The organism is Bradyrhizobium sp. NDS-1 (assembly GCF_032918005.1).
Classification (GTDB): Bacteria; Pseudomonadota; Alphaproteobacteria; order Rhizobiales; family Xanthobacteraceae; genus Bradyrhizobium; species Bradyrhizobium tunisiense.
Window position 1 is genome coordinate 6,526,508 of the sequence record NZ_CP136628.1, and the last position, 25,026, is coordinate 6,551,533.

At 65.7% G+C, this 25,026-nt stretch carries 23 protein-coding genes; 9 read left to right on the forward strand and 14 right to left on the reverse strand.

Annotated elements, in window-relative coordinates; all coding sequences use genetic code 11:
- Positions 1-76 precede the first annotated feature (76 nt).
- The 3 genes from RX330_RS30375 to RX330_RS30385 all read left to right on the forward strand — a co-directional run bounded on the left by RX330_RS30375 (position 77) and on the right by RX330_RS30385 (position 3,142).
- Positions 77-817 (forward strand): crotonase/enoyl-CoA hydratase family protein, encoded by a 741-nt coding sequence (locus RX330_RS30375; protein WP_317240933.1) that lies wholly within the window; start codon positions 77-79, stop codon positions 815-817.
- Positions 818-887: 70 nt separating this feature from the next.
- Entirely contained in the window at positions 888-1,520 is a 633-nt protein-coding gene (upp, locus tag RX330_RS30380; RefSeq protein WP_212088667.1) for a uracil phosphoribosyltransferase, read from the forward strand.
- A 47-nt stretch (positions 1,521-1,567) separates the two neighbouring features.
- Complete coding sequence (locus RX330_RS30385; RefSeq protein ID WP_212088666.1) at positions 1,568-3,142, forward strand: AMP-binding protein; 1,575 nt, start codon at positions 1,568-1,570, stop codon at positions 3,140-3,142.
- 22 nt (positions 3,143-3,164) lie between these two features.
- Here the strand turns inward: RX330_RS30385 and RX330_RS30390 are convergent, their stop codons facing one another.
- The gene (locus RX330_RS30390) at positions 3,165-4,331 is read right to left on the reverse strand and encodes an acyl-CoA dehydrogenase family protein (protein WP_212088664.1); all 1,167 of its coding nucleotides are present in this window, start codon (positions 4,329-4,331) and stop codon (positions 3,165-3,167) included.
- A gap of 146 nt (positions 4,332-4,477) precedes the next feature.
- On the opposite strand from RX330_RS30390, the gene RX330_RS30395 reads away from it, so the two are divergent.
- Entirely contained in the window at positions 4,478-4,930 is a 453-nt protein-coding gene (locus tag RX330_RS30395) for a MaoC family dehydratase (RefSeq protein WP_212088662.1), read from the forward strand.
- A complete protein-coding gene (locus RX330_RS30400; RefSeq protein ID WP_317240934.1) occupies positions 4,930-5,781 on the forward strand; it encodes an HpcH/HpaI aldolase/citrate lyase family protein in 852 nt (283 codons plus the stop codon). The genes RX330_RS30395 and RX330_RS30400 overlap by 1 nt, the downstream gene beginning before the upstream one ends.
- A gap of 99 nt (positions 5,782-5,880) precedes the next feature.
- On the opposite strand, the gene RX330_RS30405 is transcribed toward RX330_RS30400, so the two are convergent.
- The 6 genes from RX330_RS30405 to RX330_RS30430 form a co-directional block, all read right to left on the reverse strand.
- Complete coding sequence (locus RX330_RS30405) at positions 5,881-6,264, reverse strand: hypothetical protein (RefSeq protein WP_317240935.1); 384 nt, start codon at positions 6,262-6,264, stop codon at positions 5,881-5,883.
- Between the two features lie 149 nt (positions 6,265-6,413).
- A complete protein-coding gene (locus tag RX330_RS30410) occupies positions 6,414-7,520 on the reverse strand; it encodes a trypsin-like peptidase domain-containing protein (protein ID WP_317240936.1) in 1,107 nt (368 codons plus the stop codon).
- Positions 7,521-7,677: 157 nt separating this feature from the next.
- Complete coding sequence (locus RX330_RS30415) at positions 7,678-8,013, reverse strand: hypothetical protein (protein ID WP_212088655.1); 336 nt, start codon at positions 8,011-8,013, stop codon at positions 7,678-7,680.
- 87 nt (positions 8,014-8,100) lie between these two features.
- Positions 8,101-8,592: an Hsp20/alpha crystallin family protein gene (locus RX330_RS30420; protein WP_212088653.1), complete on the reverse strand. Its 492-nt coding sequence runs from the start codon at positions 8,590-8,592 to the stop codon at positions 8,101-8,103.
- 76 nt (positions 8,593-8,668) lie between these two features.
- Complete coding sequence (locus tag RX330_RS30425) at positions 8,669-9,130, reverse strand: Hsp20 family protein (protein WP_212088651.1); 462 nt, start codon at positions 9,128-9,130, stop codon at positions 8,669-8,671.
- A 204-nt stretch (positions 9,131-9,334) separates the two neighbouring features.
- Entirely contained in the window at positions 9,335-10,636 is a 1,302-nt protein-coding gene (locus tag RX330_RS30430; RefSeq protein ID WP_317240937.1) for an MFS transporter, read from the reverse strand.
- Positions 10,637-10,985: 349 nt separating this feature from the next.
- Between RX330_RS30430 and RX330_RS30435 the strand changes: the two genes are divergently transcribed.
- The 3 genes from RX330_RS30435 to RX330_RS30445 are packed head-to-tail and all read left to right on the forward strand — an operon-like array spanning position 10,986 to position 14,748.
- Entirely contained in the window at positions 10,986-12,197 is a 1,212-nt protein-coding gene (locus RX330_RS30435) for an ABC transporter substrate-binding protein (RefSeq protein WP_317240938.1), read from the forward strand.
- 7 nt (positions 12,198-12,204) lie between these two features.
- Positions 12,205-13,938 (forward strand): FAD-dependent oxidoreductase, encoded by a 1,734-nt coding sequence (locus RX330_RS30440; protein ID WP_317240939.1) that lies wholly within the window; start codon positions 12,205-12,207, stop codon positions 13,936-13,938.
- Between the two features lie 15 nt (positions 13,939-13,953).
- Positions 13,954-14,748, forward strand: coding sequence for an IclR family transcriptional regulator (locus RX330_RS30445; protein WP_212088636.1), 795 nt, complete (start codon positions 13,954-13,956; stop codon positions 14,746-14,748).
- A gap of 167 nt (positions 14,749-14,915) precedes the next feature.
- Here RX330_RS30445 and RX330_RS30450 read toward each other — a convergent pair whose 3' ends face one another.
- From RX330_RS30450 to RX330_RS30465, 4 genes are read right to left on the reverse strand one after another with little or no spacing between them, the layout of a single operon-like run.
- Positions 14,916-15,695, reverse strand: coding sequence for an SDR family NAD(P)-dependent oxidoreductase (locus RX330_RS30450; RefSeq protein WP_317240940.1), 780 nt, complete (start codon positions 15,693-15,695; stop codon positions 14,916-14,918).
- A 54-nt stretch (positions 15,696-15,749) separates the two neighbouring features.
- Positions 15,750-16,493 (reverse strand): aspartate/glutamate racemase family protein, encoded by a 744-nt coding sequence (locus tag RX330_RS30455; RefSeq protein WP_212088632.1) that lies wholly within the window; start codon positions 16,491-16,493, stop codon positions 15,750-15,752.
- Positions 16,494-16,501: 8 nt separating this feature from the next.
- Entirely contained in the window at positions 16,502-17,767 is a 1,266-nt protein-coding gene (locus tag RX330_RS30460) for an FAD-binding oxidoreductase (RefSeq protein WP_317240941.1), read from the reverse strand.
- A gap of 3 nt (positions 17,768-17,770) precedes the next feature.
- Entirely contained in the window at positions 17,771-19,432 is a 1,662-nt protein-coding gene (locus RX330_RS30465; RefSeq protein ID WP_317240942.1) for a thiamine pyrophosphate-binding protein, read from the reverse strand.
- A 1,073-nt stretch (positions 19,433-20,505) separates the two neighbouring features.
- On the opposite strand from RX330_RS30465, the gene RX330_RS30470 reads away from it, so the two are divergent.
- A complete protein-coding gene (locus RX330_RS30470; protein WP_317240943.1) occupies positions 20,506-21,198 on the forward strand; it encodes an aspartate/glutamate racemase family protein in 693 nt (230 codons plus the stop codon).
- A gap of 171 nt (positions 21,199-21,369) precedes the next feature.
- Here the strand turns inward: RX330_RS30470 and uxuA are convergent, their stop codons facing one another.
- The 3 genes from uxuA to RX330_RS30485 are packed head-to-tail and all read right to left on the reverse strand — an operon-like array spanning position 21,370 to position 25,026.
- Complete coding sequence (gene uxuA / locus RX330_RS30475) at positions 21,370-22,557, reverse strand: mannonate dehydratase (RefSeq protein ID WP_317244002.1); 1,188 nt, start codon at positions 22,555-22,557, stop codon at positions 21,370-21,372.
- 16 nt (positions 22,558-22,573) lie between these two features.
- Entirely contained in the window at positions 22,574-23,623 is a 1,050-nt protein-coding gene (locus RX330_RS30480) for an L-idonate 5-dehydrogenase (RefSeq protein ID WP_212088624.1), read from the reverse strand.
- Positions 23,620-25,026 carry a TRAP transporter large permease gene (locus RX330_RS30485; RefSeq protein WP_212088622.1) on the reverse strand — a complete coding sequence of 469 codons (1,407 nt, stop codon included), beginning with the start codon at positions 25,024-25,026 and terminating at the stop codon, positions 23,620-23,622. The genes RX330_RS30480 and RX330_RS30485 overlap by 4 nt, the downstream gene beginning before the upstream one ends.

A 25,026-nucleotide genomic window follows, 5' to 3' on the forward strand; every position in this document is an offset into this window, starting at 1 on the left:
CCTCCGGTGAAAATTATATTGATTGGTCTACATCAGCCTTCGACAGTCAAGCCGTAACCACAACAAGGAGCGGTCAATGGCCAAGGCAGTAAGCTACCAGTTGGAGGACGGAGTCGCGCGGATCGGGCTCGACGACGGCAAGGTCAATGTGATGTCGGCCGCGATGCTGGCGGAGATCGGCGCCGCCTTCGACCGGGCCGAAGGGAAAGCCGAGGTCGTGGTGCTGCGCTCGGCACGGCCCGGCATCTTCTCTGCCGGCTTCGATCTCAAGGTCTTCGCCTCGGGCGATGCCGCCAGGAGCCTCGAAATGGTCCGCGCCGGCGCGGAGCTTGCGCTGCGGCTGATGTCGTTTCCGCATCCGACGATCGGCGTGATGGAAGGCCACGCATATCCCATGGGAACGTTCCTGCTGCTCGCCTGCGACGTCAGGCTTGGCGCGCGCGGGCCGCATCGCATGGGGCTGAACGAGGTCGCGATCGGCATCGCGCCGCCGAGCTTTGCCATCGAACTCGCGCGCAGCCGCCTGCATCCGGCCTGGCTCAGCCGCACCGCGGCGCTCGGTGAAATGTACGAGCCGGAGGAGGCGCTGACCGCCGGCTTCCTCGACCGCGCGGTTGCACCGGAAGCCATCGAGGGCGCGCTTGCGGAGACCGTCGCCGCGTTGCGAGCCATCCACAAGCCATCACATGCGACCGCGAAGAAGCGCCTGCGTCAGGCCACGATGGACGCGATGCGTATTGCGATCGACCGTGAATTGACCATGGCTGCCTATGCGGCAAGCAACCGGGCCCGCAGCGCGGTGGCAATGCCCGGCTGACGTCAGCTGGCCCTGCGGAAACCACCCAGCCGATCTGGCGCAACTCCAGGGAACCGTGTAGATCGGTTTCATGAGCAGCAACGTCAACGTCGTCACCCACCCCTTGGTCCAGCACAAGCTCTCCCTGATGCGGGAGAAGGACCGTTCGACCAAGAGCTTTCGCGAGATCCTGAACGAGATCGGGATGCTGCTCGGCTACGAGGTGACGCGCGATTTGCCGCTGGAGCTGGTGGATATCGAGACGCCGATCGCGGCGATGCAGGCACCCAAGATCGCCGGCAAGAAGCTCACGCTGGCGCCGATCCTGCGCGCCGGCGTCGGCTTCCTCGACGGCATGCTGGCGCTGATGCCCTCGGCGCGCATCGCCCATATCGGGCTCTACCGCGACCCCGAGACGTTGCAGGCCGTGGAATATTACTTCAAGGCGCCGCAGGATCTGTCCGACCGCACCGTGATCCTGATGGACCCGATGCTGGCGACCGGAAATTCGGCCTGCGCCGGCGCCTCCCTGCTCAAGGCGCGCGGCGCCCGCGACATCCGCTTCGTCTGCCTTCTGGCCGCGCCCGAGGGCATCGCGCAGTTCGAGAGCGAACATCCGGACGTGCCGATCTGGACCGCTGCGATCGACGAGCGGCTCAACGACCACGGCTATATCGTGCCGGGCCTCGGCGATGCCGGCGACCGGATGTTCGGTACCAAGTAGACAGATTTGCGCGGTCGGGTTACTCCGCTTGCCATGAGTGCCTTGCCATGAGTGCCAACGCGTTTTCGCTGCAATCGCTGATCCGGCTGGAGCCCGCCGCCGATCCCGCCTTCGTATTCGACGACACGCCAGTGTCGCGCGCCGGGTTCTCCGATAGGATCGAGCAATCCGCGGCTTGGCTTGCAGCACAGGGCATCGGCAAGGACGACGTGATCGCGGTCTGGCTGGTCAACCGGATCGAATGGCTCACGCTGCTGTTCGCCGCCGCCCGCCTTGGCGCCGTCGTCGCCGCTGTCAACACGCGCTACCGCAGCGGAGACGTCGCGCATCTGCTTCGCGTGTCGGGCGCGAGGCTGCTGGTGGTCGAAGCCGCTTTCCGCTCGATCGATTTTGCCGCAATCCTGGCCGACCTCGCCAAGGACGAGGTGCCCGCGCTACAACGGCTCGCGGTGATCGGCGCGGATGCGATCCCGGCGCATTGGCCCTGCGTGCGTTTCGACGCCTTCGACAGGGCTTATCCTCCCGCCCCGCCGGCTCAGGACGATATCGACCTGCCTGTCCTGCTCTACACGACGTCGGGCACCACCAAGGGACCGAAGCTCGTCGTGCATTCGCAGCGCACGCTGGCGAGCCACGCCGTCGCCGTTGCCAAGGCGCTCAGGCTCGATCCGCAGCGTCACGCGCTGCTGGCCATGCTGCCGTTCTGCGGCACCTTTGGCATGACGAGCCTGCTCGGCTTCGTCGCGGCGGGCGCGACCGTCCACGTGCTCGACGCCTTCGAGGCGGCACCGGCGCTGAGGATCCTCAGCGCGCACAAGATCACGCATTCGTTCGGCTCGGACGAGATGTTTCGCCGCATCCTCGCCCTCACCGACGCGCCCCGGCCGTTTCCGCATCTCGAACTCTGCGGCTTCGCTGCGTTCCAGCCCGGCTGGCGCGAGCTGGCCGCGGAGGCCGAGACCCGCGGCCTGCCACTGTTCGGCCTTTACGGGTCGAGCGAGGTCCAGGCCTTGTTCTCGATCGCGCAGCCTGGTGATGCCTTCGCCGACCGCATCGAGGGCGGCGGCTGGCCGATGTCACCTGACACGAAAGTGCGCGTGCGCGACACCGAAACCGGCGAGCTTGCGCCGTTCGGCGTTTCCGGCGAGATCGAGATCAGTGCGCCGTCACGCTTCCTCCGCTATTTCAACAATCCGGAGGCGACGCGGGAGGCGATCACCGCCGACGGATTCTTCCGCACCGGCGACATCGGCCGGCTGCGCGGCGACGGCTCCTTCGTCTACGAGACCCGCGCCGGCGATGCCATGCGGCTCGGCGGTTTCCTCGTCGCGCCCGGCGAGATCGAGGACGAACTCAAATCCTGCCCTGGCGTTACCGACGCCCAGGTGGTCGCCGTCGATCTGAAGGGCCAGGCGCGCTGCGTCGCGTTCGTGATCCCGGCGAAGGAGCCATCGATGCCGGAGACGCTGATCGCGCACCTGCGCGACCGGCTCGCTGGCTACAAGGTCCCGGCGCGAATCTATGTCGTGGATGCCTTCCCCGTCACCGACAGCGCCAACGGCGTGAAGATCCAGCGGGCCCGGCTTCGCACCATGGCGATGGAACGGATCGCTTCCGAATAGCTGTTCGCGCCGCAAGAGCCGTTCAGTAGGACTTGGCGAGGCCGAGGACCTTCTCCGCGATGAAGCTGAGCGCGAGCTGCGGGCTGACCGGAGCGATGCGCGGGATCAGAACCTCGCGCAGATAGCGCTCGACATGGAATTCCTTGGCGTAGCCGAAGCCGCCATGGGTCATCACCGCCTGCTCGCAGGCGTGATATCCGGCCTCGCCTGCGAAGTATTTCGCGGCGTTCGCGCCAGCGCCGCAGGGCAGGCCCTTGTCGTATTGCCAGGCCGCCTGCATCACCATCAGCCAGGCCGCCTCGAGCTCGACCCAGTTCACCGCGAGCGGATGCTGGATGCCCTGGTTCTTGCCGATCGGCCGGTTGAACACCACGCGCGTTTTGGCGTACTCGGTCGCACGCGACAGCGCGAGCTTGCCGAGCCCCACGGCCTCGGCAGCAATCAGAATGCGCTCCGGGTTCATCCCTTCGAGGATGTACTGGAAGCCCTTGCCTTCCTCGCCGATCCGGTCCTCCATCGGGATTTCGAAATCCTCGAAGAACAGCTCGTTGGAATCGACGATCTTGCGGCCCATCTTCTCGATCTCGTGGACCTTGATCTTCTGGCGATCGAAGTCCGTGTAGAACAGGCTGAGGCCGTGGGTGGGCGAGCGCACCTCCTCCAGTGGCGTGGTGCGCGCCAGCAGCAGGATCTTGTGCGCGACCTGCGCGGTCGAGATCCACACCTTCTGGCCGTTGACGATGTAGCGGTCGTTCTTGGCGACCGCGCGGGTCTTCAGCTGGGTGGTGTTGAGGCCGGTGTTGGGCTCGGTGACGGCGAAGCAGGCCTTCTCGCGGCCCTCCACCATCGGCGGCAGCATGCGCTTGCGCTGCTCCTCGGTGCCGAACACGACGACGGGATTGAGGCCGAACACGTTGATATGGACCGCAGAGGCGCCGGACATGCCCGCACCGGATTCCGCGATAGTCCGCATCATGATCGCAGCTTCAGTGATGCCGAGTCCCGAGCCGCCATAGGCTTCCGGCACGCAGATGCCGAGCCAGCCGGCGTCGGCTAAGGCCTTGTGGAAGTCGTGCGGGAAGCCGCCGTCGTGGTCCTTCTTCAGCCAATAGGCGTCGGGAAAGCCCTCGCAGATCTTGGCAATGGCGTCGCGAATGGCTTCCTGCTGATCGGTGAGCGCGAAATCCATGGTCTTGATCTCCCTTCGCCAAGCGTCTTTAGCTCGAAAAACTGCATGCAGATACGTGAATTTGCCCGCGAAGTGTGTCTACCATGCATGGGGTCATGCGGCGCAACGCAACGAGCGCGCCGTTATTTCGCAGGGAGGAAACCGCGATGGCCGGACTTTATTTCGAGGAGTTTTCCGTGGGCCAGGAGTTCAGGCATCCGCTGACCCGGACCGTCACGGAGATGGACAACACCATGTTCAGCCTGCTGACGCTCAATCCGCAGCCGCTACACATCGACGCGCATTTCGCCGAGAAGACCGAGTTCGGCCAGCGCATTTTCAACAGCCTTTACACCCTCGGCATCATGATCGGCATGACGGTCTATGATACGACCATGGGGACCACCGTCGCCAATCTCGGCATGACCGACGTCACCTTTCCAAAGCCCGTCTTCCATGGCGACACCTTGCGGGCAACGACAAAGGTACTCTCGTTGAGGGAATCCAAATCGCGCCCGAGCGCGGGCATCGTCGAGTTCGAGCACCATGCCCTGAATCAGAACGACGAAATCGTCGGCAAATGCCGCCGCATGGCGATGATGCACAAGAGGCCGGTCTGATGCGCTCGATGCTGTTCGTGCCGGGCGATTCCCCGCGCAAATTCGAGAAGGCGAGCGAAGGCAAGGCCGACGCGCTGATCGTCGATCTCGAGGATTCCGTCGTCGCGGAGAAGAAGCCGGAGGCGCGCGGGCTGACGCTCCAGATGCTGAAGGGCTCTCGCGGCCCGCATCAGCTCTACGTTCGCGTCAACGCCCTCGATACCGGCATGACGCTGGCCGATCTCGCCGCGGTGATGCCCGGCAGGCCCGACGGCATCGTCCTGCCGAAATCGCAGGGCGGCGATGACGTCCGCCAGGTCGCGACCTGGCTCGAAGCCTTGGAAGCCGCAAGCGGCATCGCAGTCGGCGCAACGCGCATCATCTGCGTCGCGACCGAAACCGCCGGCTCGATCTTCGGCCTCGGCAGCTACAAGGGATGCTCCCCCCGCCTCGCCGGCCTGATGTGGGGCGCGGAGGATCTCTCCGCCTCGCTCGGCGCGACCGAGAAAGCCTCGGGCGGGGTCTTCCACAGCCCTTATCGCCTCGCGCGCGATCTCTGCCTGATGGCGGCCGCCGCGGCGGAGGTCGCGCCGATCGACACCGTCTATACGGACATCGACAATCTCGCAGGCCTTGAGGCGGAAACGCGCGCCGCACGACGCGATGGCTTCTCAGCCAAGGCGCTGATCCATCCCAAACATGTCGATGTCGTCAACGCTGCCTTCGCGCCGACGGAGGCCGAGCGCATATGGGCGGAGAAGGTGATCGCGGCATTTGCGAGCAATCCCAATTCCGGCACGCTGCGGCTCGACGGCCAGATGATCGACAAGCCGCATCTACGCGCCGCGAAGAAGATCCTGGGGCAACCCTAGAACGTGACACAAGCCTTCGCTGGCGAAAGGCGAAGCGCGGCGAGATCGCCGCGCTGATGGCACGGACGGTCGACCGGCTGCGTCGCAGGAGCTTGAACCTCAGTCGAACGCCTGAACAGGCGGCGCTGACGTTTGCGCCGAAACGGCCGGCGCGGCTTGAACGGGCGGAGCCGGATTGGGGGTCGGTCGCATCTGGCCGTTGGCATTCATCGCCTCGCGCGTGCGCGGTGGAACGCGGGTCGCGGCGGCGCGGCGTGGCGGCGACCGGTGTCTTGCCGATTGCGAACCTCTCAGGCCCCAGGAGCGGGCGATCGAAGGTCCGGCCGTGTAGCCGATCAAGGCTCCGGCAACCGCACCGACCGGGCCCAGCACTACCGCGCCGGATACCGCGCCGAGCGCTGCGTCGCCCGCGCGCTCCTGTGCGACCGCGGTCACGGGCACACAGGCCAGCATCGCGACAGCAGTGATCAATACCTTGTTCATCAGAGCGCCTCCCTCATGGGAAATCACTCCTGCTCAAATATGGCGGCACGACGTTTGTATGTTGCCCATAGCGGGGCAATCGGCCGTTGGAACTTGGATGGAGTGGACCTCCCGCCCGGCCACCAGGATCACCCCGCGCTGCGAGCCTGCTAACGAACGAGACGATTGCCGCCGGCGACGGCACCGCTCGTTTCGGCCGCGGGAGCGATCCTCACCGCGGCCGCGAGCGGTGCGCCATTGCGCAAGAAAGTGAGCTTCACCTCGTCGCCGACGCGAGCAAGGCCGATCGTGTTGCGGAGCTGGGCGGCGGTGCGGATCTGGCGGTCGTCGGCCCGGGTGATGATATCGCCCTTGCGCAGGCCCGCCTGTTCCGCTGGCGAATCCACCGCAATCTCCGCGATGACGGCACCTTGGTTCAATCCTTTGTTGACCGACGGATGCAGGTCCTTCAGCGAAACCCCGATCCGGCCGCGCTCGACGCGGCCCTTGGCGATGATCTGCTCCATCACCTTGCGAGCCATGTTGACGGGAATTGCAAAGCCGATGCCGACATTGCCGCCGGCGGGTGAGATGATGGCCGAGTTGATGCCGACCAGTTCGCCGCGCAGGCTGACCAACGCCCCGCCGGAATTGCCGGGATTGATCGCGGCATCGGTCTGGATGAAGTCCTCGTAACCCTGCTTGCCGAGTCCGGTCCGCCCCAGCGCGCTGACGAGGCCGGACGTCACGGTCTGGCCAAGGCCGAAAGGGTTGCCGATCGCAAGCACGAAGTCGCCGACCTCGAGCGCGTCGCTGTCGCCGAAGGAAAGCGCCTTGAGCCCGGCCGGGTTCTGGATCTGCAGCACCGCTACATCGGTCGGCGGATCGCGGCCGACGACCTTGGCGGAGAACTGCCGGCCGTCCTTGGTGGTGACCTGAACGACGGAGGTGCCTTCGACCACATGATTGTTGGTCAGCACATAGCCGCGCTGGGCATCGACGATGACGCCGGAGCCGGTCGCATTGACCTCCTTCTCGATCTGCCGGGGGACGTCGAAGAACTCGCGGAACAACGGGTCGCGGTAGAGCGGATTGTCCTCCCGCACGCGGCCATGCACGGAAATGTTGACGACGGCCGGCGTCACCTGGCGCACCAGGGGCGCCAGCGTCGGCACCGAGCCGCCCGTCCTCAGGTCTGGAATTTGGCCAGCGGCCGGCTGCGATGCCGTGAGCGCGAGCACCAGCAGCGCCAGCGAAAGCAAACGCACGATATTCATCTTGGTCACCTGCCGCTGAACCGGGATGTGGATGAAAGAACCTTGCGGCCTCAGTCACGCGGTGCGGCGACAAGACCGTGCATGGCAAGAAACGGAACGGCAAAGGCCGCCGAGGCCTGGCCGAGCAGCACGAGCGCTAGGACGGTGTGGGTGATGATCATGCGGCGCGCCTCTCTGCGGCGGCCCAGGGCCGCCGCAACCGCATCGGGACGCCGCCCCCGCGTGGCGGGTCGTCATTGTCATTGTCGCCGTCGAGCTTGCGCAACGCCGCCAGAACATCGGCAAGCCGGATGGTGCGGCTCATGCCCGGTATCTCGCGCAAAGCGGGACAGGATTCGACCGCGTACATGTCGGAGGCCCAGGACGACAGGATGATCCGCTTCTCCGGCGCGGAGAGCTCCTCCGCGTTCAGGACGTCGGCGGGCGACTCGTAATGGGCAGCGGGATGAAACAGCGGGTTGAGTGTTCCGGCATTGGTATTCGCTTTGGTCATGGCGTGTCTCCCTGATGCTCCTTTCCGTGGGGGACGGGTTTGTTGACGTTGAGACGGCGGCGTCGATCGCCGCCGTCTCGCTTGGCACTAATGCGTGTTGATCGCGATGCGCTTGACGCCTTCGCGCGCCTTCTCCGATTTCGGCAGCGACACGGTCAGGACGCCGTTGCTGAACGACGCCTCGGCCTTGTCTTCCTCGACGCCCTCCAGCGGAATCTGCCGCTCGAACGCGCCGTAATAGCGCTCGGTGAAGTACCTGCCTTCGCCGTTGCGCTCCGCCTTCTTCTCGCCGCGGACTGTCAGGACGCCATTGGCGATCTCAACCTGCACGTCCTTCTCCGTGAGGCCGGGAAGCTCTGCGGAGACCGTCAGCGTCTTGTCGGTCTCGCTGAGCTCGACCTTCGGCCAGCCGAATCGGCCTTCCATCAGTGGGGACAGGCCGGTTCCGCCGAACCCACGGAAGACGTCGTCGAACAGACGGTTCATCTCACGGTGAAGCGTCAGGAAGTGATCGAAATTGTCGCGCGCCGGCGCAAGCTCCTGGTTTCTCGACCAGGGAATGAGATCACGAAAACCCATGGTTCTCTCCTTCATGCATCGGGAGCGCGGCCCGCGCATCCGCGCGCCGCGTTCCGCTACCAACTCGATCGAGCGTTCAAGCTGCTTTCTTTTGCTCGATCTGCGATGCCGCAGGAGCGCCGCCCGCAATGGGAATCCGGCGCGGCTTCATGGCTTCCGGAACCTCGCGGACGAGGTCGATGATCAGGAGCCCGTCCTGGAACGAGGCCTGCTTCACCTGGACATAGTCGGCAAGATTAAACACGCGCCGGAACGGACGCGCGGCGATGCCCTGATACAGGTATTCGCGCGCAGCCGTCTCGGGCTTCCTGCCCTCGATGGTGAGCGCGTTCTGTTCGGCCGTCACCGTGATGTCGCTGGCGCCGAACCCCGCCACAGCAACGCTGATCCGGTAATGGTCTTCGCCGGAACGCTCGATATTGTAGGGGGGATAATTGTCCTCGGTCGCCTGGCGCAGGGTGGTGTCGACGAGGTCGGCCAGGTGGTCGAAGCCGATGGTGGAACGCCACAGGGGCGCGAAGTCAAAACTGGTCCTCATAACCAAGTCCTCCAAAGAGCAAGATGGATACGAAGGAGCGCAAGGCAGGGGGACCCCGGCCAGACGCCCGTACCGGACCCGGGTTTGGCATCCGGCACACCGCTCTCGCGGCGAAAAACGACTTAGAAGATCGGAAGTCGGTTTCAAGGGGCCGGCTCAAAATTTTTTTGCCGCCGGGCGTCCCCCCGGCGGGCGGGCTGCCCCTCAGGATCTGAGCGCGGCGCGCGCCGTCTCCGGCGCCATCAACGTAGCGATGATCGTGATGAGCGACAACGCGATGATGTAGACCGACACCGCCCAGTAGGAACCGGCCCATGCGAGCAGCGCTGCGGCGATCAGCGGCGAGAAGCCGCCGCTCAGTGCTGCCGCGACATTGGCGCCCAGCGAGGCCCCGCTGTAGCGAACCTGGGTGCGGAACAGCTCCGGCATGAAGGCAGCCTTCGGTCCGAACAACAGGGCGTGCGTTAGCGTCATCGTCACCACGAGTGCCAGCGTGATCAGCGCCGGCTCCCTGCTGTCGAGGAACCAGAACAGCGGAAACGCCAGCGCCACCGAGAAGACGCCGCCGGCAAGATAGAGCGCCTTGCGGCCGAAGATGTCGGACAGCCACCCGGCGAGCGGCAGCGTCGCGAACTCGACGATGGCGGCCCAGACGACCGCGTCCAGGATCACCTGACGCGGCAGGCCCAGTTTCGTCGTGGCGTAAACCACGGTGAAGACGGTGAGCAGATAAGCGAGCCCAACCTCCGACACCGTGATGCCGATCGCCAGCAGAAAGCTCCGCCAGTCCCGGCGCAGCACTTCGAGCACCGGCTGCGCCAGCACCTCCCTGCGCTCGACCACCTCCTTGAAGTGCGGCGTCTCCGCAAGCTTGAGCCGCACGATGAAGCCGACACCGACGAGCAGGATGCTGATCAGGAACGGCACGCGCCAACCCCAGCTCAGGAAATCCGCCTCGGGCAGCTGCGTCATCAGACCGAAGATGCCGGTGGAGGCGGCGACGCCGACGGGAAAGCCGATCTGCACCAGGCTGCCGTAGAAGCCGCGGCGATTGCCGGCATGTTCGATCACCATGACGACCGCGCCGCTCCATTCGCCTCCCAAGCCGATGCCCTGGACGAAGCGCAGCACGACGAGCAGGATCGGTGCCCAGACGCCGATCTGATCGTAGGTCGGCAGGCAGCCGATCAGGAAGGTGCCGAGCCCCATCGCGATCATGGTTGCGACCAGCATGGTCTTGCGGCCGAGCCGGTCGCCGTAATGCCCGATGATGGCGCCGCCGATGGGCCGCGCCACGAAGCCGACCGCATAAGTCGAGAACGCCGCCAGCGTTCCGACGAAGGGATCGAAGCTCGGAAAGAACAGCTTGTTGAAGACCAGCGCCGCCGCCGTGCCGTAGATCAGGAAATCGTACCACTCGATCGCGGTGCCAAGCGCGCTCGCCCACACCACATGCGCCGTCGTCGATTTCTCCGCCCCCGCGGAAATCCCCATTGCTGTCGTCATGCCCTGCCCCAAGATTCCGCATGCATCATGGCCAATCGCAACGACGGTTGCAACCTGCGGGCGTGTCGACGCTGAGGACTACGTTGCGGGATTTCGCGAGGTTGCCTCAGCACCCGTCATTGCGAGGAGCCCTTGCGACGACGCAATCCAGAATGCATCCGGCGAAAGCTTCTGGATTGCTTCGCTTCGCTCGCAATGACGGTGTTGGAGCGCTCCCCACCCCGCTTACTCACCACCGCGGAACAGGACCTACTCCACTATTCACCATTGACAAACTCATTAGCCATTATCTAATTTGCCGCCACAACAACCCTGCCGCGCCAAGCGGCCAATAAGAGAGGAAACGGCAATGAAAGGGCTCCTGGCCCGCGTGCTCGCGGCCATGACTTCGGCAGCCACGACCACAGCGGCCACCGCGCAAGTCTCCGACGACGCGGTGCGGATCGGCGTGCTGACGGATCTGTCGAGCTGGGGCCGCGACAATTCCGGGCCCGGCTCGGTCGAAGCCGCGAAGATGGCGGTGGAGGAATTCGGGCCGACCGTGCTCGGCAAGCCCATCGAGATCATCAGCGCCGACCACCAGATGAAGACCGATGTCGGCGTGCAGATCGTGCGCGGCTGGTTCGACAACGGCAAGCTCGACGCCGTGGTCGACATCCCCAATTCCGGCATCGCGATCGCCGTCCACAACATGGTGCGCGAGCGAGGCAAGGTCGCGCTGCTGTCGGGTCCGGGCGCGAGCTCGCTGACCGACGAGCTGTGCAGCCCAAACACCGTGCATTTCACCTATGATACCTACGCACTGTCGAAGGTGACGGCCTCGGCTGTCATCAAGGAAGGCGGCAAGTCCTGGTACTTCATCACGGCCGATTACGCCTTCGGCCATCAACTCGAGAAGGACGCAACGCGCTTCGTCAACGAGATGGGCGGCAAGGTCGTCGGCGGCGTCAAGCATCCGACCAACACCGCGGACTTCTCCTCGTTTGCGCTGCAGGCGCAGAGCTCGAAATCCGACGTGGTCGCTTTCGCCAATGCCGGCCAGGACACCGACAACGCGATCAAGCAATCCGGCGAGTTTGGCCTGGTGCAGGGCGGCCAGAAGCTGGTCGGTCTCCTGATGTTCGACACCGACGTGCACGCGATCGGCCTCAAGGCCGCGCAGGGCACCTACATGACCACGGCGTCGTACTGGGCCATGGACGAGGCCACCCGCGCCTGGTCGAAGAAGTTCTACGAGCGCACCAAGGTGATGCCGACCATGATCCAGACCGGCGTCTACGGTTCGGTGCTGCATTATCTCAAGGCGATCAAGGCCGCCGGAACCGACGATTCCGCAAAGGTGATGGCGAAGATGCGCGAGCTGCCGATCGAGGATACATTCGTCCATGGCGGCAAGTTGCGGGAGGACGGCCGCGTCATCCGCGACATGTATCTCGCCAAGGTGAAGAAGCCCGAGCAGTCCAAAGAGCCATGGGACTATCTGGACATCGTCAAGACCGTAAAGGGCGAGGACGCCTTCCGCCCGGTCTCCGAGTCCAAATGCCCACTCCTGAAGAAGTGAGATCCAGATGACCGGCAACGAGCAAAGCGCAATTGAGACCTACGAGTGCGACGTGCTCGTGGCCGGATCGGGTTGCTCCGGCATGTCGGCCGCGATCATCGCGCGCCATCGCGGCCTCGACGTGCTGGTCGTGGAGAAGGAGCCGCGCTTCGGCGGCACCACCGCCCGCTCCGGCGGCTGGCTCTGGATCCCCGGCACGTCGCTGGCGAAGGCCTACGGCATTGAAGAGACGCCGGAGCAGGCCCGCACTTACTTGCGGCACGAGGCCGGCAACAATTTCGATGCCGCGCGCGTCGATGCATTTCTGTCGGCCGGGCCGGAAGCGGTGGACTTCTTTACCACCAAGACGGCGCTGCGCTTCGACATGCCGCTGGTCTTTCCCGACTACCACGCCGAGGCACCCGGCGGGACGCAAGGCGGCCGCTCCATGGTGACGCGCCCGTTTGACGGCCGCGAGCTCGGCGACCTCATCAAGTCGCTCGGCATGCCGCTCCCCGAGCTTACGGTGTTCGGCATGATGCTCGGAAGCGGCAAGGAGATCATCCACTTCATGCGGGTGACGAAGTCGTTGACCTCGGCGGTCTACGTCGCCAAGCGCCTGTCGCGACACCTGATGGACGTGCTGCGCTACGGCCGCGGCATGACGCTGACGAACGGCAATGCGCTGGCGGGGCGCCTCGCAAAATCCGCGCTCGATCTGAAGATTCCGATGTGGCTGTCCTCGCCGGTGCGCGAGCTGACGGTCGAGAACGGGACGGTGACAGGCGCGATCGTTTCGCGCGAGGGACGCGACGTCCGGATCCGCGCGAGGCAAGGCGTCGTGCTCGCTTGCGGCGGCTTTCCGCATGATGTTGAGCGGCGCAAGAGGATGTTTCCGCATGCGCCGACCGGCCAGGAGCATTATTCCCCCGGGCCCGCGGGCAACACCGGCGACGGCCTGCGCCTTGCGGAAAGCGCCGGCGGTCATATCGAGGACCGCCTGCCGAATGCGGCAGCCTGGGTGCCGGTGTCGCTGACCACGCGCAAGGACGGATCGAAGGGCGTGATGCCGCACTTCATCGACCGTGCCAAGCCCGGCGTGATCGCGGTGATGCGCGACGGCCGGCGCTTCGCCAATGAGGGCAATTCCTATCACGACTTCGTCCAGGCCATGGTCAAGGCCGCGAGGCCCGGTGAGGAGATCGCGGCCTATCTCGTGTGCGATCACAAGACGCTGCGGAAATACGGCCTCGGCTGCGTGCCGCCCTTCCCGATGCCGCTGGGTCACCACTTGAATACAGGCTATCTCATGCGCGGCGATACGTTGGAGGCACTTGCGGCGAAGGCCGGCATCGATCCCAAGGCCTTCGTCGAGACCGTCGGGCAGTTCAATGCGACCGCGCCGCTGGGACACGACGCCGCCTTCGGCAAGGGCTCGAAGGCCTACAACCGCTACCAGGGCGATGCCATGCACGGCCCGAACCCCTGCGTCGCACCGATCGAGAACGGGCCGTTCTATGCCATCAAGATGATGGTCGGCGATCTCGGCACCTATGCCGGCATCGTCACCGACGAGAATGCGCGGGCGCTCGACGCCGAGGGCCGGGTCATTCCCGGGCTCTATGCGGCCGGCAACGACATGGCGAGCATCATGGGCGGCAATTATCCCGGGGCCGGCATCACGCTTGGGCCGGCGCTGACCTTCGGCTACATTGCCGGACGACATCTTGCCGACAGCGCCGTCAAGCGCGACGCGGCATAGCGCGATCGGAGGCGCATGAAGAGGGAAAGCCGCGGCATCCAGTCGATCGAGGTCGGCGGAGAACTGCTCCGCGCGCTCGCAAGGTGCGGCGAGCCGATGATGCTGCGCGATCTCGCGCGCGAGGCCGGCATGACGCCGGCCAAGGCGCATCCTTATCTCGCCAGCTTCTCCCGCATCGGCCTGATCGAGCAGGACGAGAGTACCGGCCGCTACGAGATCGGCGCGCTGGCGCTGGAGCTCGGCCTGATCAGCCTGCGCCGGCTCTCCGGCGTGCGCATCGCAAGGCCGAAGATCGCGGCGCTCGCGAGCCAGATCGGACATGCGGTCTCGCTCGCGGTGTGGGGCACGCACGGCCCGACCGTGGTGCAGCTCGAAGAACCGGCCCAGCCGGTGCACATCGTCATGCGCGCCGGCTCGGTGATGGCGCTGCTGGAGACCGCGACGGGCCGCGCCTTCGCCGCGTTCCTGCCGGAGAAGACGATCAGCGCCGCGCTCGACAGCGGCCTCGACCGCCACGGTGTCGGCTACAACCCGAAGCGCGCCGTGAAAGGCGCCAAGCTCACCGACATGCTCGCGGAGGTCCGAAAGCACGGCCTCGCCCGCGCGCTCGGCGATCCCCTGCCCGGCGTCAACGCGTTCTCCGCCCCGGTGTTCGATCATTCCGGCCATGTCGCGCTGGTCATCACCGCGATGGGACCGGAAGGCACCTTCGATGCCCGTTGGGACAGCCCGATCGCGCATGCGCTGCGCGACTGCGCGGGAGGAATCTCGAAGCGGCTCGGCCATGGGATCGCCGTCGCGGCGGAGTGAAGCGGCGGACTGCCCGCCTCGCAACAGGTGTCATTCCCCGCGAAAGCGGGGAATCCAGTACGCCGCGGCAGATGTAGCGAGAGCGAGTTCTTCAACGCCTGCCTCTGGGATACTGGATCGCCCGCCTTCGCGGGCGATGACAGCGAATGTGGAGCGACGCCTTCCCCCTACTTCTCCTTCACCGGCACCGTGTAGTTCAGGACCAGCCTTCCGCCATCCGGATAGATCGTCTGCCCCGTGATGTAGGACGCGTCCTCGCTGGCAAGGAACGCGACCACGGACGCCACCTCGCTCGGCTCGCCGCCGCGGCCCGCCGGCGTGCGTGACAGCACGGTCTTGCGGGCATCCTCGGAAGTGTAGATGGATGACGCCACCATGTCGGTCAGGATCGTGCCGGGTCCGACCGCGACGACGCGGATATTGTGCGGGGCGAGCGCGACGGCCGCGACGGAGGTGAGCTGCTTCATGCCGCCCTTGGACATCGCGTAGGTCGCCAGCGCCGGGATCGCCAGCAGCGCATTCACCGAGGACATGTTGACGATGACGCCGCCGCTGCCTTGCGCGATCATCTGCCTGGCGGCCGCCTGCACGCCGAAGAACGCGCCTTTCAGATTGATGCCTATGATCTCGTCGAATTCCTCTTCGGTAATCTCGAGGATGTCCCGGTTGCGGGCGACGCCGGCGTTGTTGACCATGATGTCGAGCCGGCCGAATTCCTTCACGGCGGTGGCGACGAGCTGATCCACGTCCGCACGCCTGGCGACATTGCCGACGATCGTGCGCAAGGCATCGGGACGGCCGAGCTCGGCGGCGGTCGCCGCCAACCCATCGGCATCGACATCCGAAATCACCACCTTGACGCCATCGTCCAGGAATCTCTTTGCGCAGGCCTTGCCGATGCCCCGCGCCGCGCCGGTGATGGCGGCAACCTTGCCGGATAGCTTCATGGGTTCACTCCAGGACTTATGACAATAGGACTTGTGGCGATCTCGAGGACGCGTTCACGCAAAGACGCGCGGGCGCAGCCCGGCATGAAACCAGGTGATCATGGAATAGATGTCATAGACCGGCAACCCGACTTCCGCCTGAAGCGCGGCCGCATAGGGCGGCATGTTGGTGCATTCGAGCACGATGGCGCCGACGTCCGGGTTCTCAGCGACGAGCTGCTTGCCGGCCTCGACCACGTCGCGCTCGGCTTGCGCGATGTCCATGTCGTCCTTCTCGGCCCTGATCAGGACGCGGAAAAATTCCTTGCCGTTCTCGGTGCCGACCAGCGGCGTGTCGAGCGGCACGCCGGCGCCTTCGAGATGGGCCGGCGTCAAGGTCGAACCCGACACCGTGACGAGACCGACGCGCTTGCCGGGCGGCAAGGTCGCCTGCACCCAGGGCACCTGCATCAGCGAGGACGTCGCGACGGGAACGCCGACCGCAGCCGCGATCTCCTTCTGGAACAACGAGAGGAAGCCGCAATTCGTGGTGATGGCCTCGGCGCCGAGCCGCACCAGATCTTTCGCGGCATCGATGAAATCGGGCAGCAGGCCGGCCGCGCCCTTCAGCACCACCTTCTCCGGCGATGCCCCGCTCACCACGCGATAGAGCACGGGGAATGGCCAGGTCGTGCCGTTACCCATATCGCCGGGAATGCGGGGAAAGCGCGCCTCCAGCATCAGGATGCCGAGCGGCGCGCCATAGATGGCCTTGCCGCCACGGGCGATGCGGGAGGACGGATTGGCTGAACTGGTCATGCTGGACCTCAGAGGAACCGTTCGGGTGCAAACGGCGTCAGCGGAATCTCGGGCGGCTTGCCGCTGACGAGCTGGGCAACGAGCCGGCCGGTGCGGGCCGAACCGACCAGGCCGACATGGCCGTGGCCGAAGGCATAGACGACGTCGCGCGAGGCGCGCGCATAGCCGATGCAGGGACGTCCGTCGGGCATGCTCGGCCGATGCCCGAACCAGGTTTTGATGCGCGAGGTCGGGATGTCCCTCGGCAGCTTGGGGAACATGCTGACCAGGTGATTGCGCAGGATCTCGGCGCGTTTCCAGTTCGGCGCGGCCTCAAGGCCGGCGATCTCGACCGTGCCGGCGGCGCGCAGGCCCTTGTTGGTCCAGTTCACCACCATCTTGGCGTCCGACGCCATCATGGAGCTGCGCGGCCCCGATTCCGGATTCTCGATCATGACGTGATAACCGCGCTCGGTCTCCAGCGGCAGCGGATCGCCGATCGAGGCCGTGAGCTGCTTCGAGCGCGCGCCGGCGGCGACTACGACGGCATCGCAGGCAATCTCGCCGGTCTCTGTGATGACCGCGAGGAGCTTGTTGCCGTCGAGCTTCAGCCCCGTCGCCTTGGCGCGCACGTGCGTTGCACCATTCGCCAGCGCATGGTTGGCGAGCGCGGCGACATAGGCGCCGGGATCGCGGCAGCGGCCCGCCTCTTCCACCACCACGCCGAAGGTGTAGCGCGGATGCAGGTCCGGCTCGCGCTGGCGCATCTCGTCGGCGGAAAGCTCCAGCCACTGGACGCCGACCTTCCTGCGCAGGCGCCAGCCGAGATCGTTGTCGAAATTGCCGCGCGAAGGGAAGACATGCATCACGCCGTTGCGCTCGATCAGCTCAGGCACGCCGGCTTCCTCGGCGAGCTTCCGATGCAGCAGCGGTGCGTCCTTCAACAGATCGCGCAGCGCAAACGCCGTCGTCTCGACCCGCGCGGCGGTCCAGCCCGAGAGCAGGTACTTGATCAGCCAGGGCAGCGCCTTCGGCAGATAGGACCAGCGGATCGCGAGCGGGCCGAGCGGGTCCATCAGATAGCCCGGCACCTTCTTCCAGATGCCCGGCTCGGCCGGCGGGATCACCGAATGCGACGACAGCCAGCCGGCATTGCCGTAGCTCGCCGCCTGTTCGCCACCGGGCTCTCCCGGATCGATCAGCGTGACGCGATGGCCCTCGCGCAGCGCCTCGATGGCGCTGATCACACCGACCGCGCCGGCACCGATGATGGCGACGTGCCGGCCGGTCGCCATCGCTTACGCCTTCACCGTGGGCGCAAAGTCCTTGCCGACCGAGATCGCGCGCGGATCGATGATGCAGTGGAGGATCGACGGCTTGCCGGAGGCCAGCGCGCGCTCGAACGCCGGCGCGAATTCCTCGGTGCGCTCGACGCGCTCGCCATGACCGCCAAATGCCTTCGCGTACATCGCAAAATCCGGGTTCTTGAGCTGGGTGCCGACGACGCGGCCGGGATAGTCGCGCTCCTGGTGCATACGGATGGTGCCGTATTGCGAATTGTCGACGACGATGACCACCAGCGGCGCATCATATTGCACGGCGGTTGCGAACTCCTGGCCGTTCATCAGGAAGCAGCCGTCACCGGCAAAGGCGACGACGGTACGATCCGGATATTGCCGTTTCGCAAGCACCGCGGCCGGCACGCCATAGCCCATCGAGCCCGAGGTCGGCGCGAGCTGGGCCGCAAAACTGTGGAAGCGGTGATGGCGATGGATCCAGCCGGCGTAGTTGCCGGCGCCGTTGCAGACGATGGCATCCTTGGGCAGGCGGTCGCGCAGCCAGGTCATGACCTGGCCGTACTGGAACGCGCCCGGCAGCTCGCGCGCCTTGTCGGTCCAGGCGAGGTAATCGGCATGCGCCTTGGCGGCCTCGCCCTTCCAGGCAATTGCGCCCGCGGGCTTCAGCGTCTCGACGGCGGCAGCGAACGCGGCGGGCGTTGCCTGGATCGCCAGCGCCGGCTGATAGACGCGGCCGAGCTCTTCGGAGCCCGGATGCACATGGACCAGCTTCTGCTGCGGATTCGGAATGTCGAGCAACGTATAGGACGAGGACGGCATCTCCGACATGCGGCCGCCGATGAGCAGGACGACATCGGCCCCGTCGATGCGCGCCTTCAGCTCCGGGCTCGGCCCGATGCCGAGATCGCCGGCATAATGCGAATGATCGGCATCGATCAGCGAGGCCCGGCGGAACGAGGTTGCGACCGGCAGGTCGAACCGCTCGGCAAAGCGCGCGATGCTCCTGGTCGCCTCTTCGGTCCAGCGCGAGCCGCCGAGAATAACGAGCGGCGTCTTGGCGCCGGCAAGCATGGCGCCGAGCTTGTCGATGTCGGCCGGCGCTGGCCAGCTCACCGCCGGCTCGATGCGCATGGCATCGGCCACGGAAGCGGTCTCGGTCAGCATGTTCTCCGGCAGCGAGATCACAACGGGACCGGGGCGGCCCTGCATGGCGACGCGGAAGGCGCGCGCCACTAGCTCCGGAATACGATCGGGGCGATCGATCTCGACCGCCCATTTCGCCATCGTGCCGAACACCGCCTTGTAGTCGAGCTCCTGGAACGCCTCGCGCTCGCGCATGCCGGTGTCGACCTGGCCGACGAACAGGATCAGCGGCGTCGAATCCTGCATCGCGATGTGGACGCCGTGGCTGGCATTGGTAGCGCCGGGGCCGCGGGTGACGAAGCAGATCCCGGGCCGGCCGGTGAGCTTGCCATAGGCCTCCGCCATCATGGCAGCGCCACCCTCGGCGCGGCAGATCATGACGTCGATCGGACTGTCATGCAGCGCGTCGAGCGCGGCGAGATAGCTCTCGCCCGGCACGCAGGTCACGCGCTCGACGCCTTGGGCGACGAGCTGATCGATCAGGATCTGGCCCCCGGTGCGGGTGTTGCGGATGGTCATGTCGGCTCCCTCAGGGCTTTGGCAATGCGTCACTATTCGGAGACTGCGTAAGACAGCCCGGGAGGGCGCGCAAGGTCGAAAGGTCATCATAGCCTGCGCAGGCGTCATGCCCGTCCGTGCCGTTTGCACGACCGCCCATTCGCGATGATGCGACGGCGAGGATCGAGGCGTGCGGGGCGCGGCGTCCGGGGCACGAGCGGAGTGTGTGGCGCCTGCACTTTCCCCGTCATTGAGCGTGGCTGCGCTTCTCCTCCTCGACGGAGGTCTCGTGGGTGGGCAAAGGCGCACAACGCCGTGCCACCATCGCTCTCGATCGCGAAAAACGCGTGGGCTGACTCGCAGACATGCCTTCGCATCCTCGCGGCCCTTTGCGCCCGAGCTTTGCTGTCCTCTTCACGCCCTCATAACGAAAGGGCGCAGGGAAGGCCGGGCGCCGGCTGGCACCCGCTTGTCCGTCGTGCGATGAGAATGCACACGCAATGCACAACGGATGACAGGTGAAGCCGGAAACGTCCGGCCTTCCCTGCGCGATGTTTGACGGCGTATGGCGCGCTCTCCCCGGAGACGCGTGTCCTGTTTGTCTCCGTCACCTCGCGAATTGGCGGTGCGCTTCGCCCGGTCGGACGTCCCGCACCTCCGCAAGGCTTGGCTGTAGCAACGACAGCCAGGACCACGCGATTTGGCCGTACGCTTCAGCGCCGTTCGTCCGCACGCGGCCGAGACCTCACGGGTTCTCCCGCCCTGCTCCCGCCTGTCGTGCACGACGCTGCCGCCTCCACCGCTGCCCGATCCGCGGTTCAAAACGACGTACGACCGCCCCTTTCGCCGGATCAGGATGGACGACACATACGTCGAAACCGAATTTCGGTAAAGTGGAATGTTTTTACGGCGCCGGATTGACAGCGGCCGACACAGGCACGATGGCGTAGCCCGGTGGAGTGCCAGCGTCATCCAGACTAGGCAGGCTCAATTGGCGAAGCCAGACCGCGCCCCAACTCGCCTCCGTCAAGCGATGGCTACCGAGCCGCGACGTTTTCGTCTACGGTCGGGCCGAACTCACCGAGGACACGGAAATGCAGACCATCGGGCTGATCGGGGGCATGAGCTGGGAGAGCACCGCGCTTTACTACAGGCTCATCAATGAGCGGGTCCGCGATCGCATGGGCAAGCTGCATTCCGCCCCGCTGTTGCTGTATTCCTACGATTTCGAGGAAATCAAGCAGATGCAGTATGCGGGCCGCTGGAGCGAGGCGGCGGCCAGTCTGGCGCAGGTGGCGCGGCGCCTCGAAAGCGCCGGCGCGCGAGCTATCGTGTTGTGCACGAACACGATGCACAAGCTGGCGCCTGACATCATTTCGAACGTAACCGTTCCATTCATTCACCTTGGCGACGCGACGGCGCAGCGGATCCGCGCGAAAGGATACCGGCGGGTTGGCCTGCTCGGCACCAAGTTCACGATGGAGGAGGACTTTTACATCGATCGGCTGCGCGCGCATGATCTCGACGTGCTGGTTCCTCCGGCCGACGCGCGCGCGGATGTGAACCGGATCATCTACGACGAGCTGTGCCTCGGAATCGTCGCCGATCCCTCGCGCCAGCGCTATCGGGACGTCATGGCAGCGCTCATCGCCGCCGGCGCGGAGTGCATCATCCTCGGCTGCACCGAGATCACGATGCTGGTCGGCCCGGATGACACGTCCGTCGAAACGTTTGACACGACGGCCATTCACGCCGAGACGGCGGCGGATTTCGCGATGGGAGCCTGAAGCAGAGCCGCGATGGCAGCGTGCCATCAAGGCAGCCGGTGTCAGGGTGCCTCACCGCTCTCTCCACGTCATTGCGAGCGCAGCGAAGCAATCCAGAGTCTTTCCACGGAGGGATTCTGGATTGCTTCGTCGCAAGGGCTCCTCGCAATGACGGTGTGGAGAGACTTGCCCCTACCGGTGCTCGATCGCTCGGATAGCGCCCCGGAGCTCGGCGAGACCGCGCAGGCGGCCGATGGCGGTGTAGCCGGGGTTGGTGCGCTTGGTGGCGGCGAGATCATCCAGCATGCGGTGGCCGTGATCGGGACGGAACACGATCTGCCTGTCCGGCGCGCGCCGGGCGTTCTCCTTCAGAAGCGCCTTGAGCACCGCGACCATGTCGACATCGCCGTCGAGATGATCGGACTCGTAGAACGAAAGCCCGTCGGCCTCCCGTTTGGTCGCGCGCAGATGGGCAAAGGCAATGCGCGGGCCGAAGCGCTCGGCCATCTCGGGCAGGTTGTTCTCAGGCCGCACGCCGAGCGAGCCCGTGCACAGGCAGATGCCGTTGGCCCTGGACGGCACGGCGTCGAACAGCGCCTGATAATCGTCGGCTGACGAGGCAATGCGCGGCAGGCCGAACAACGGGCGCGGCGGATCGTCCGGATGCAGGGTCAGCGACACCCCAAGCTGCTCGGCCACCGGCGTCACGCGCGCGAGGAATTCGGCAAGATGGTGCCGTAGAATCCTCGGCGTGATGTCGCGATAGGTTTCGAGCCGGTCGCGGAATTGCGGAATGGTCATCGGCTCGGTGGTCGAGCCCGGCAGCGCGCTGGCGATCACCATGACGAGATAATCGATATCGGCCTGGCTCATCTGCTCGAACAGCTTTTTCGCGCGAGCCTGTTGTTCAGGCGAATATTCCTGCGCGGCAGCCGGGCGCTCGAGGATGTGCAGCTCGAAGGCGGCAAAGCGGTCCTGGTCGAAGCGCATGGCGCGGGCGCCGTTCGGCAGCTCCCATTCGAGGTCGGTGCGGCACCAGTCGACGACGGGCATGAAGTTGTAGCAGATGATCTTGATGCCGGCGGCGGCGACGGCCTCCAGGCTTGCGATCCACGCCTCGATGGACTTCGTCGCCTTCCCGCCCAGCCGCTTGACGTCGTCGGGAATCGGAATCGACTCCACCACCGACCAGCTTAGCTTCGAGCGGCCGGGCTGACCGCTCTCGATGAAATTCTTGCGCTCCTCGACCGCCTTGCGCGTCCAGGCTTCTCCGATCGGCACCTGATGCAGCGCCGAGACGATGTCGCTCGCCCCGGCCTGCCTGACGTCGTCGAGCGAGACCGGATCATCGGGCCCGTACCAGCGCCATCCTTCCAGCATCATGCATTGCCTCCCATCAATTCGCGGTCAGCACGACCTTGACGCTCTGCGAGCGGTCGAGCGCCAGCCTGAGCGCATCGGGCGCGGTCGACAGCGGACGCTCGGCGGTGACCAGCGACAGCACGTCGACGCTGCCGTTGGAGATCAGTTCCACCGCGGTTGCAAATTCGAAGCCGAAGCGGAACGAGCCGCGCAGGTCGATCTCCTTGGCCATCACCGCGTTCGACGGCGTCGGGATCTGGCCGCCCGGCAGATTGCCGATCTGCACCACCACGCCGCCGCGCCTGACAATGCCGATCGCGCTGGCAAGCCCTGCGGCCGTGCCCGAGACCTCGAACGCAACATCGTAAGGACGCGACGCAGCTTGTGCCTTCAGCCCCTCCTCGCCGCCCGAGACATTCTCGACATGCGAAGCGCCGAGCTTGGTGGCAAAAGCGAGCGGCGCCGACGCGATGTCGGCCACGGTGACATCAGCCATGCCGGCGCGGTGCGCGGCGAGCATGGTCAGCAGCCCGATCGGACCGGCGCCGAAGATGATGCCGCGCCTGCCCTCGATATTGCCGGCGCGCGCGACCGCGTGCAGGCAAACGGCGAGAGGTTCGGCCAGCGCGGCGGCTTGATACGACACGTGGTCGGGAATCTTCACGCACTGCGCGGGGATCGCGTCGAAATAGTTGGCAAAGCCGCCCTGCATGTGCGGCGTCTTCGAGGCCGAGCCCATGAAATAGATGTTCTCGCAGAGATTGGGCCGGCCTTCGCGGCAGGCGACGCAATGGCCGCACCAGCGCGACGGGTTGACGGCGACGCGGTCGCCGACCTTCGGGTTGGCGGCGGGCCCCGCGATCTCCACGACCTCGCCGGAGATCTCGTGGCCGAGTACGAGCGGCGACTTCACGACGAAATCGCCGGTCCGGGCATGGCGGAAATAGTGCATGTCCGAGCCGCAGATGCCGCCCGCACCGAAGCGGATGCGCACCATGCCGTCTGCGAGCTTGTCGAGCGGATGCTCGACCATGCGCAGATCTTCGGGACCAAACAGGGTTGCGGCGAGAGCGGTCGAGGTCATTTGGACAATCCCATGTATTTCGGCAGCCAGAGGGTGAGTTCAGGAATGAAGGTGATCGCGATCAGCGCGAGCATCAGCGGCACCAGCCAGGGCAGGATGGCCACCGTCGTGCGCTCGACCGAGAGCTTTGCCACGCGGGCGAGCACGAACAGCACCATGCCGAGCGGCGGATGCAACAGGCCGATCATCAGGTTCAGCGTCATGATCAGGCCGAAGTGGATCGGATCGATGCCGAGCTTGAGCACGATCGGCAGCAGGATCGGCACCAGAATGGTGATCGCCGCCGTGGTGTCGATGAAGCAGCCGACGAACAGGATCAGCACGTTGGCGAGCGCCAGGAACACCCATTTGTTCTGGGTGATGCTGAGCATCCAGTCCGACAGCATCTGGGCCGCCTGCGACACCGTCAGCAGCCAGGCGAAGATCGAGGCTGCCGTGACGATGAACAGCACCGAGGCGGTGGTCTCGATGGTGTCGAACGTCGCCTTGGCGACGGTCTGGAACGTCATGGTGCGGTAGCGCACGAGACCGAGGAACAGGGACCAGATCACGGCAGCGACCGCGGCTTCCGTCGGCGTGAACCAGCCGAGCGTCATGCCGCCGATCAGGATCACCGGCGCCATCAGCGCCATCACGGCTGAGAAGTCGAAATACCAGTCGATGATGAGCAGCGTGCCGAGGCCGATGACGACGGCCATGTTGACCGACATGCCGGCCATCACCATCAGCCAGATCGCCATCGGGAAGGACAGCACGATGGCGATCTCGAGCCCGGCCGAGCCGAGCTGCGGCCAGGAGAACGGGGTGTCGCTGCCCCATTTGTTCTTGTGCGCGAAATAGGTGACGGTCGCCATCATGAACAGCGTCAGCACCACGCCGGGAATGACGCCGCCGAGGAACAGCGCGCCGATCGAGACGTTCGCCATCATGCCGTAGATCACGAAGGGCAGCGACGGCGGGATGATCGGCCCCAGTGTCGCCGAGGCCGCGGTGACGCCAACCGAGAATTCGGTGGAGTAGCCGTGGTCCTTCATCGCCTTGATCTCGATGGTGCCGAGGCCGGCGGCATCCGCGATGGCGGTGCCGGACATGCCGGAAAAGATCACCGAACCGACGATGTTGACGTGGCCGAGGCCGCCGCGCATCCACCCCACCAGCGCGACGGCGAATTTGTAGATGCGCCCCGTGACGCCGGCGATATTCATGAGATTGCCGGCCAGGATGAAGAACGGCACGGCGAGCAGCGGAAAGCTCTCGACCCCGGCGATCATGCGCTGCGCCAGCGTGACGTCCGGCGTCACGCCGCTGACCAGGATGTAGAGCAGCGACGACGCGGCCATGGCAATCGCCACGGGAACGCCGAGCAGCATCAGGACGAGAAAGCCTCCGAGCAACAGCAGCAT

Excerpts from the sequence above, each read along its gene's own strand:
- RX330_RS30375 (WP_317240933.1), top strand. The coding sequence starts at position 77 with ATGGCCAAGGCAGTAAGCTACCAGTTGGAGGACGGAGTCGCGCGGATC.
- upp (WP_212088667.1), top strand. The coding sequence starts at position 888 with ATGAGCAGCAACGTCAACGTCGTCACCCACCCCTTGGTCCAGCACAAG.
- RX330_RS30385 (WP_212088666.1), top strand. The coding sequence starts at position 1,568 with ATGAGTGCCAACGCGTTTTCGCTGCAATCGCTGATCCGGCTGGAGCCC.
- RX330_RS30390 (WP_212088664.1), bottom strand. The coding sequence starts at position 4,331 with ATGGATTTCGCGCTCACCGATCAGCAGGAAGCCATTCGCGACGCCATT.
- RX330_RS30395 (WP_212088662.1), top strand. The coding sequence starts at position 4,478 with ATGGCCGGACTTTATTTCGAGGAGTTTTCCGTGGGCCAGGAGTTCAGG.
- RX330_RS30400 (WP_317240934.1), top strand. The coding sequence starts at position 4,930 with ATGCGCTCGATGCTGTTCGTGCCGGGCGATTCCCCGCGCAAATTCGAG.
- RX330_RS30405 (WP_317240935.1), bottom strand. The coding sequence starts at position 6,264 with ATGAACAAGGTATTGATCACTGCTGTCGCGATGCTGGCCTGTGTGCCC.
- RX330_RS30410 (WP_317240936.1), bottom strand. The coding sequence starts at position 7,520 with ATGAATATCGTGCGTTTGCTTTCGCTGGCGCTGCTGGTGCTCGCGCTC.
- RX330_RS30415 (WP_212088655.1), bottom strand. The coding sequence starts at position 8,013 with ATGACCAAAGCGAATACCAATGCCGGAACACTCAACCCGCTGTTTCAT.
- RX330_RS30420 (WP_212088653.1), bottom strand. The coding sequence starts at position 8,592 with ATGGGTTTTCGTGATCTCATTCCCTGGTCGAGAAACCAGGAGCTTGCG.
- RX330_RS30425 (WP_212088651.1), bottom strand. The coding sequence starts at position 9,130 with ATGAGGACCAGTTTTGACTTCGCGCCCCTGTGGCGTTCCACCATCGGC.
- RX330_RS30430 (WP_317240937.1), bottom strand. The coding sequence starts at position 10,636 with ATGACGACAGCAATGGGGATTTCCGCGGGGGCGGAGAAATCGACGACG.
- RX330_RS30435 (WP_317240938.1), top strand. The coding sequence starts at position 10,986 with ATGAAAGGGCTCCTGGCCCGCGTGCTCGCGGCCATGACTTCGGCAGCC.
- RX330_RS30440 (WP_317240939.1), top strand. The coding sequence starts at position 12,205 with ATGACCGGCAACGAGCAAAGCGCAATTGAGACCTACGAGTGCGACGTG.
- RX330_RS30445 (WP_212088636.1), top strand. The coding sequence starts at position 13,954 with ATGAAGAGGGAAAGCCGCGGCATCCAGTCGATCGAGGTCGGCGGAGAA.
- RX330_RS30450 (WP_317240940.1), bottom strand. The coding sequence starts at position 15,695 with ATGAAGCTATCCGGCAAGGTTGCCGCCATCACCGGCGCGGCGCGGGGC.
- RX330_RS30455 (WP_212088632.1), bottom strand. The coding sequence starts at position 16,493 with ATGACCAGTTCAGCCAATCCGTCCTCCCGCATCGCCCGTGGCGGCAAG.
- RX330_RS30460 (WP_317240941.1), bottom strand. The coding sequence starts at position 17,767 with ATGGCGACCGGCCGGCACGTCGCCATCATCGGTGCCGGCGCGGTCGGT.
- RX330_RS30465 (WP_317240942.1), bottom strand. The coding sequence starts at position 19,432 with ATGACCATCCGCAACACCCGCACCGGGGGCCAGATCCTGATCGATCAG.
- RX330_RS30470 (WP_317240943.1), top strand. The coding sequence starts at position 20,506 with ATGCAGACCATCGGGCTGATCGGGGGCATGAGCTGGGAGAGCACCGCG.
- uxuA (WP_317244002.1), bottom strand. The coding sequence starts at position 22,557 with ATGCTGGAAGGATGGCGCTGGTACGGGCCCGATGATCCGGTCTCGCTC.
- RX330_RS30480 (WP_212088624.1), bottom strand. The coding sequence starts at position 23,623 with ATGACCTCGACCGCTCTCGCCGCAACCCTGTTTGGTCCCGAAGATCTG.
- RX330_RS30485 (WP_212088622.1), bottom strand. The coding sequence starts at position 25,026 with ATGCTGCTGTTGCTCGGAGGCTTTCTCGTCCTGATGCTGCTCGGCGTT.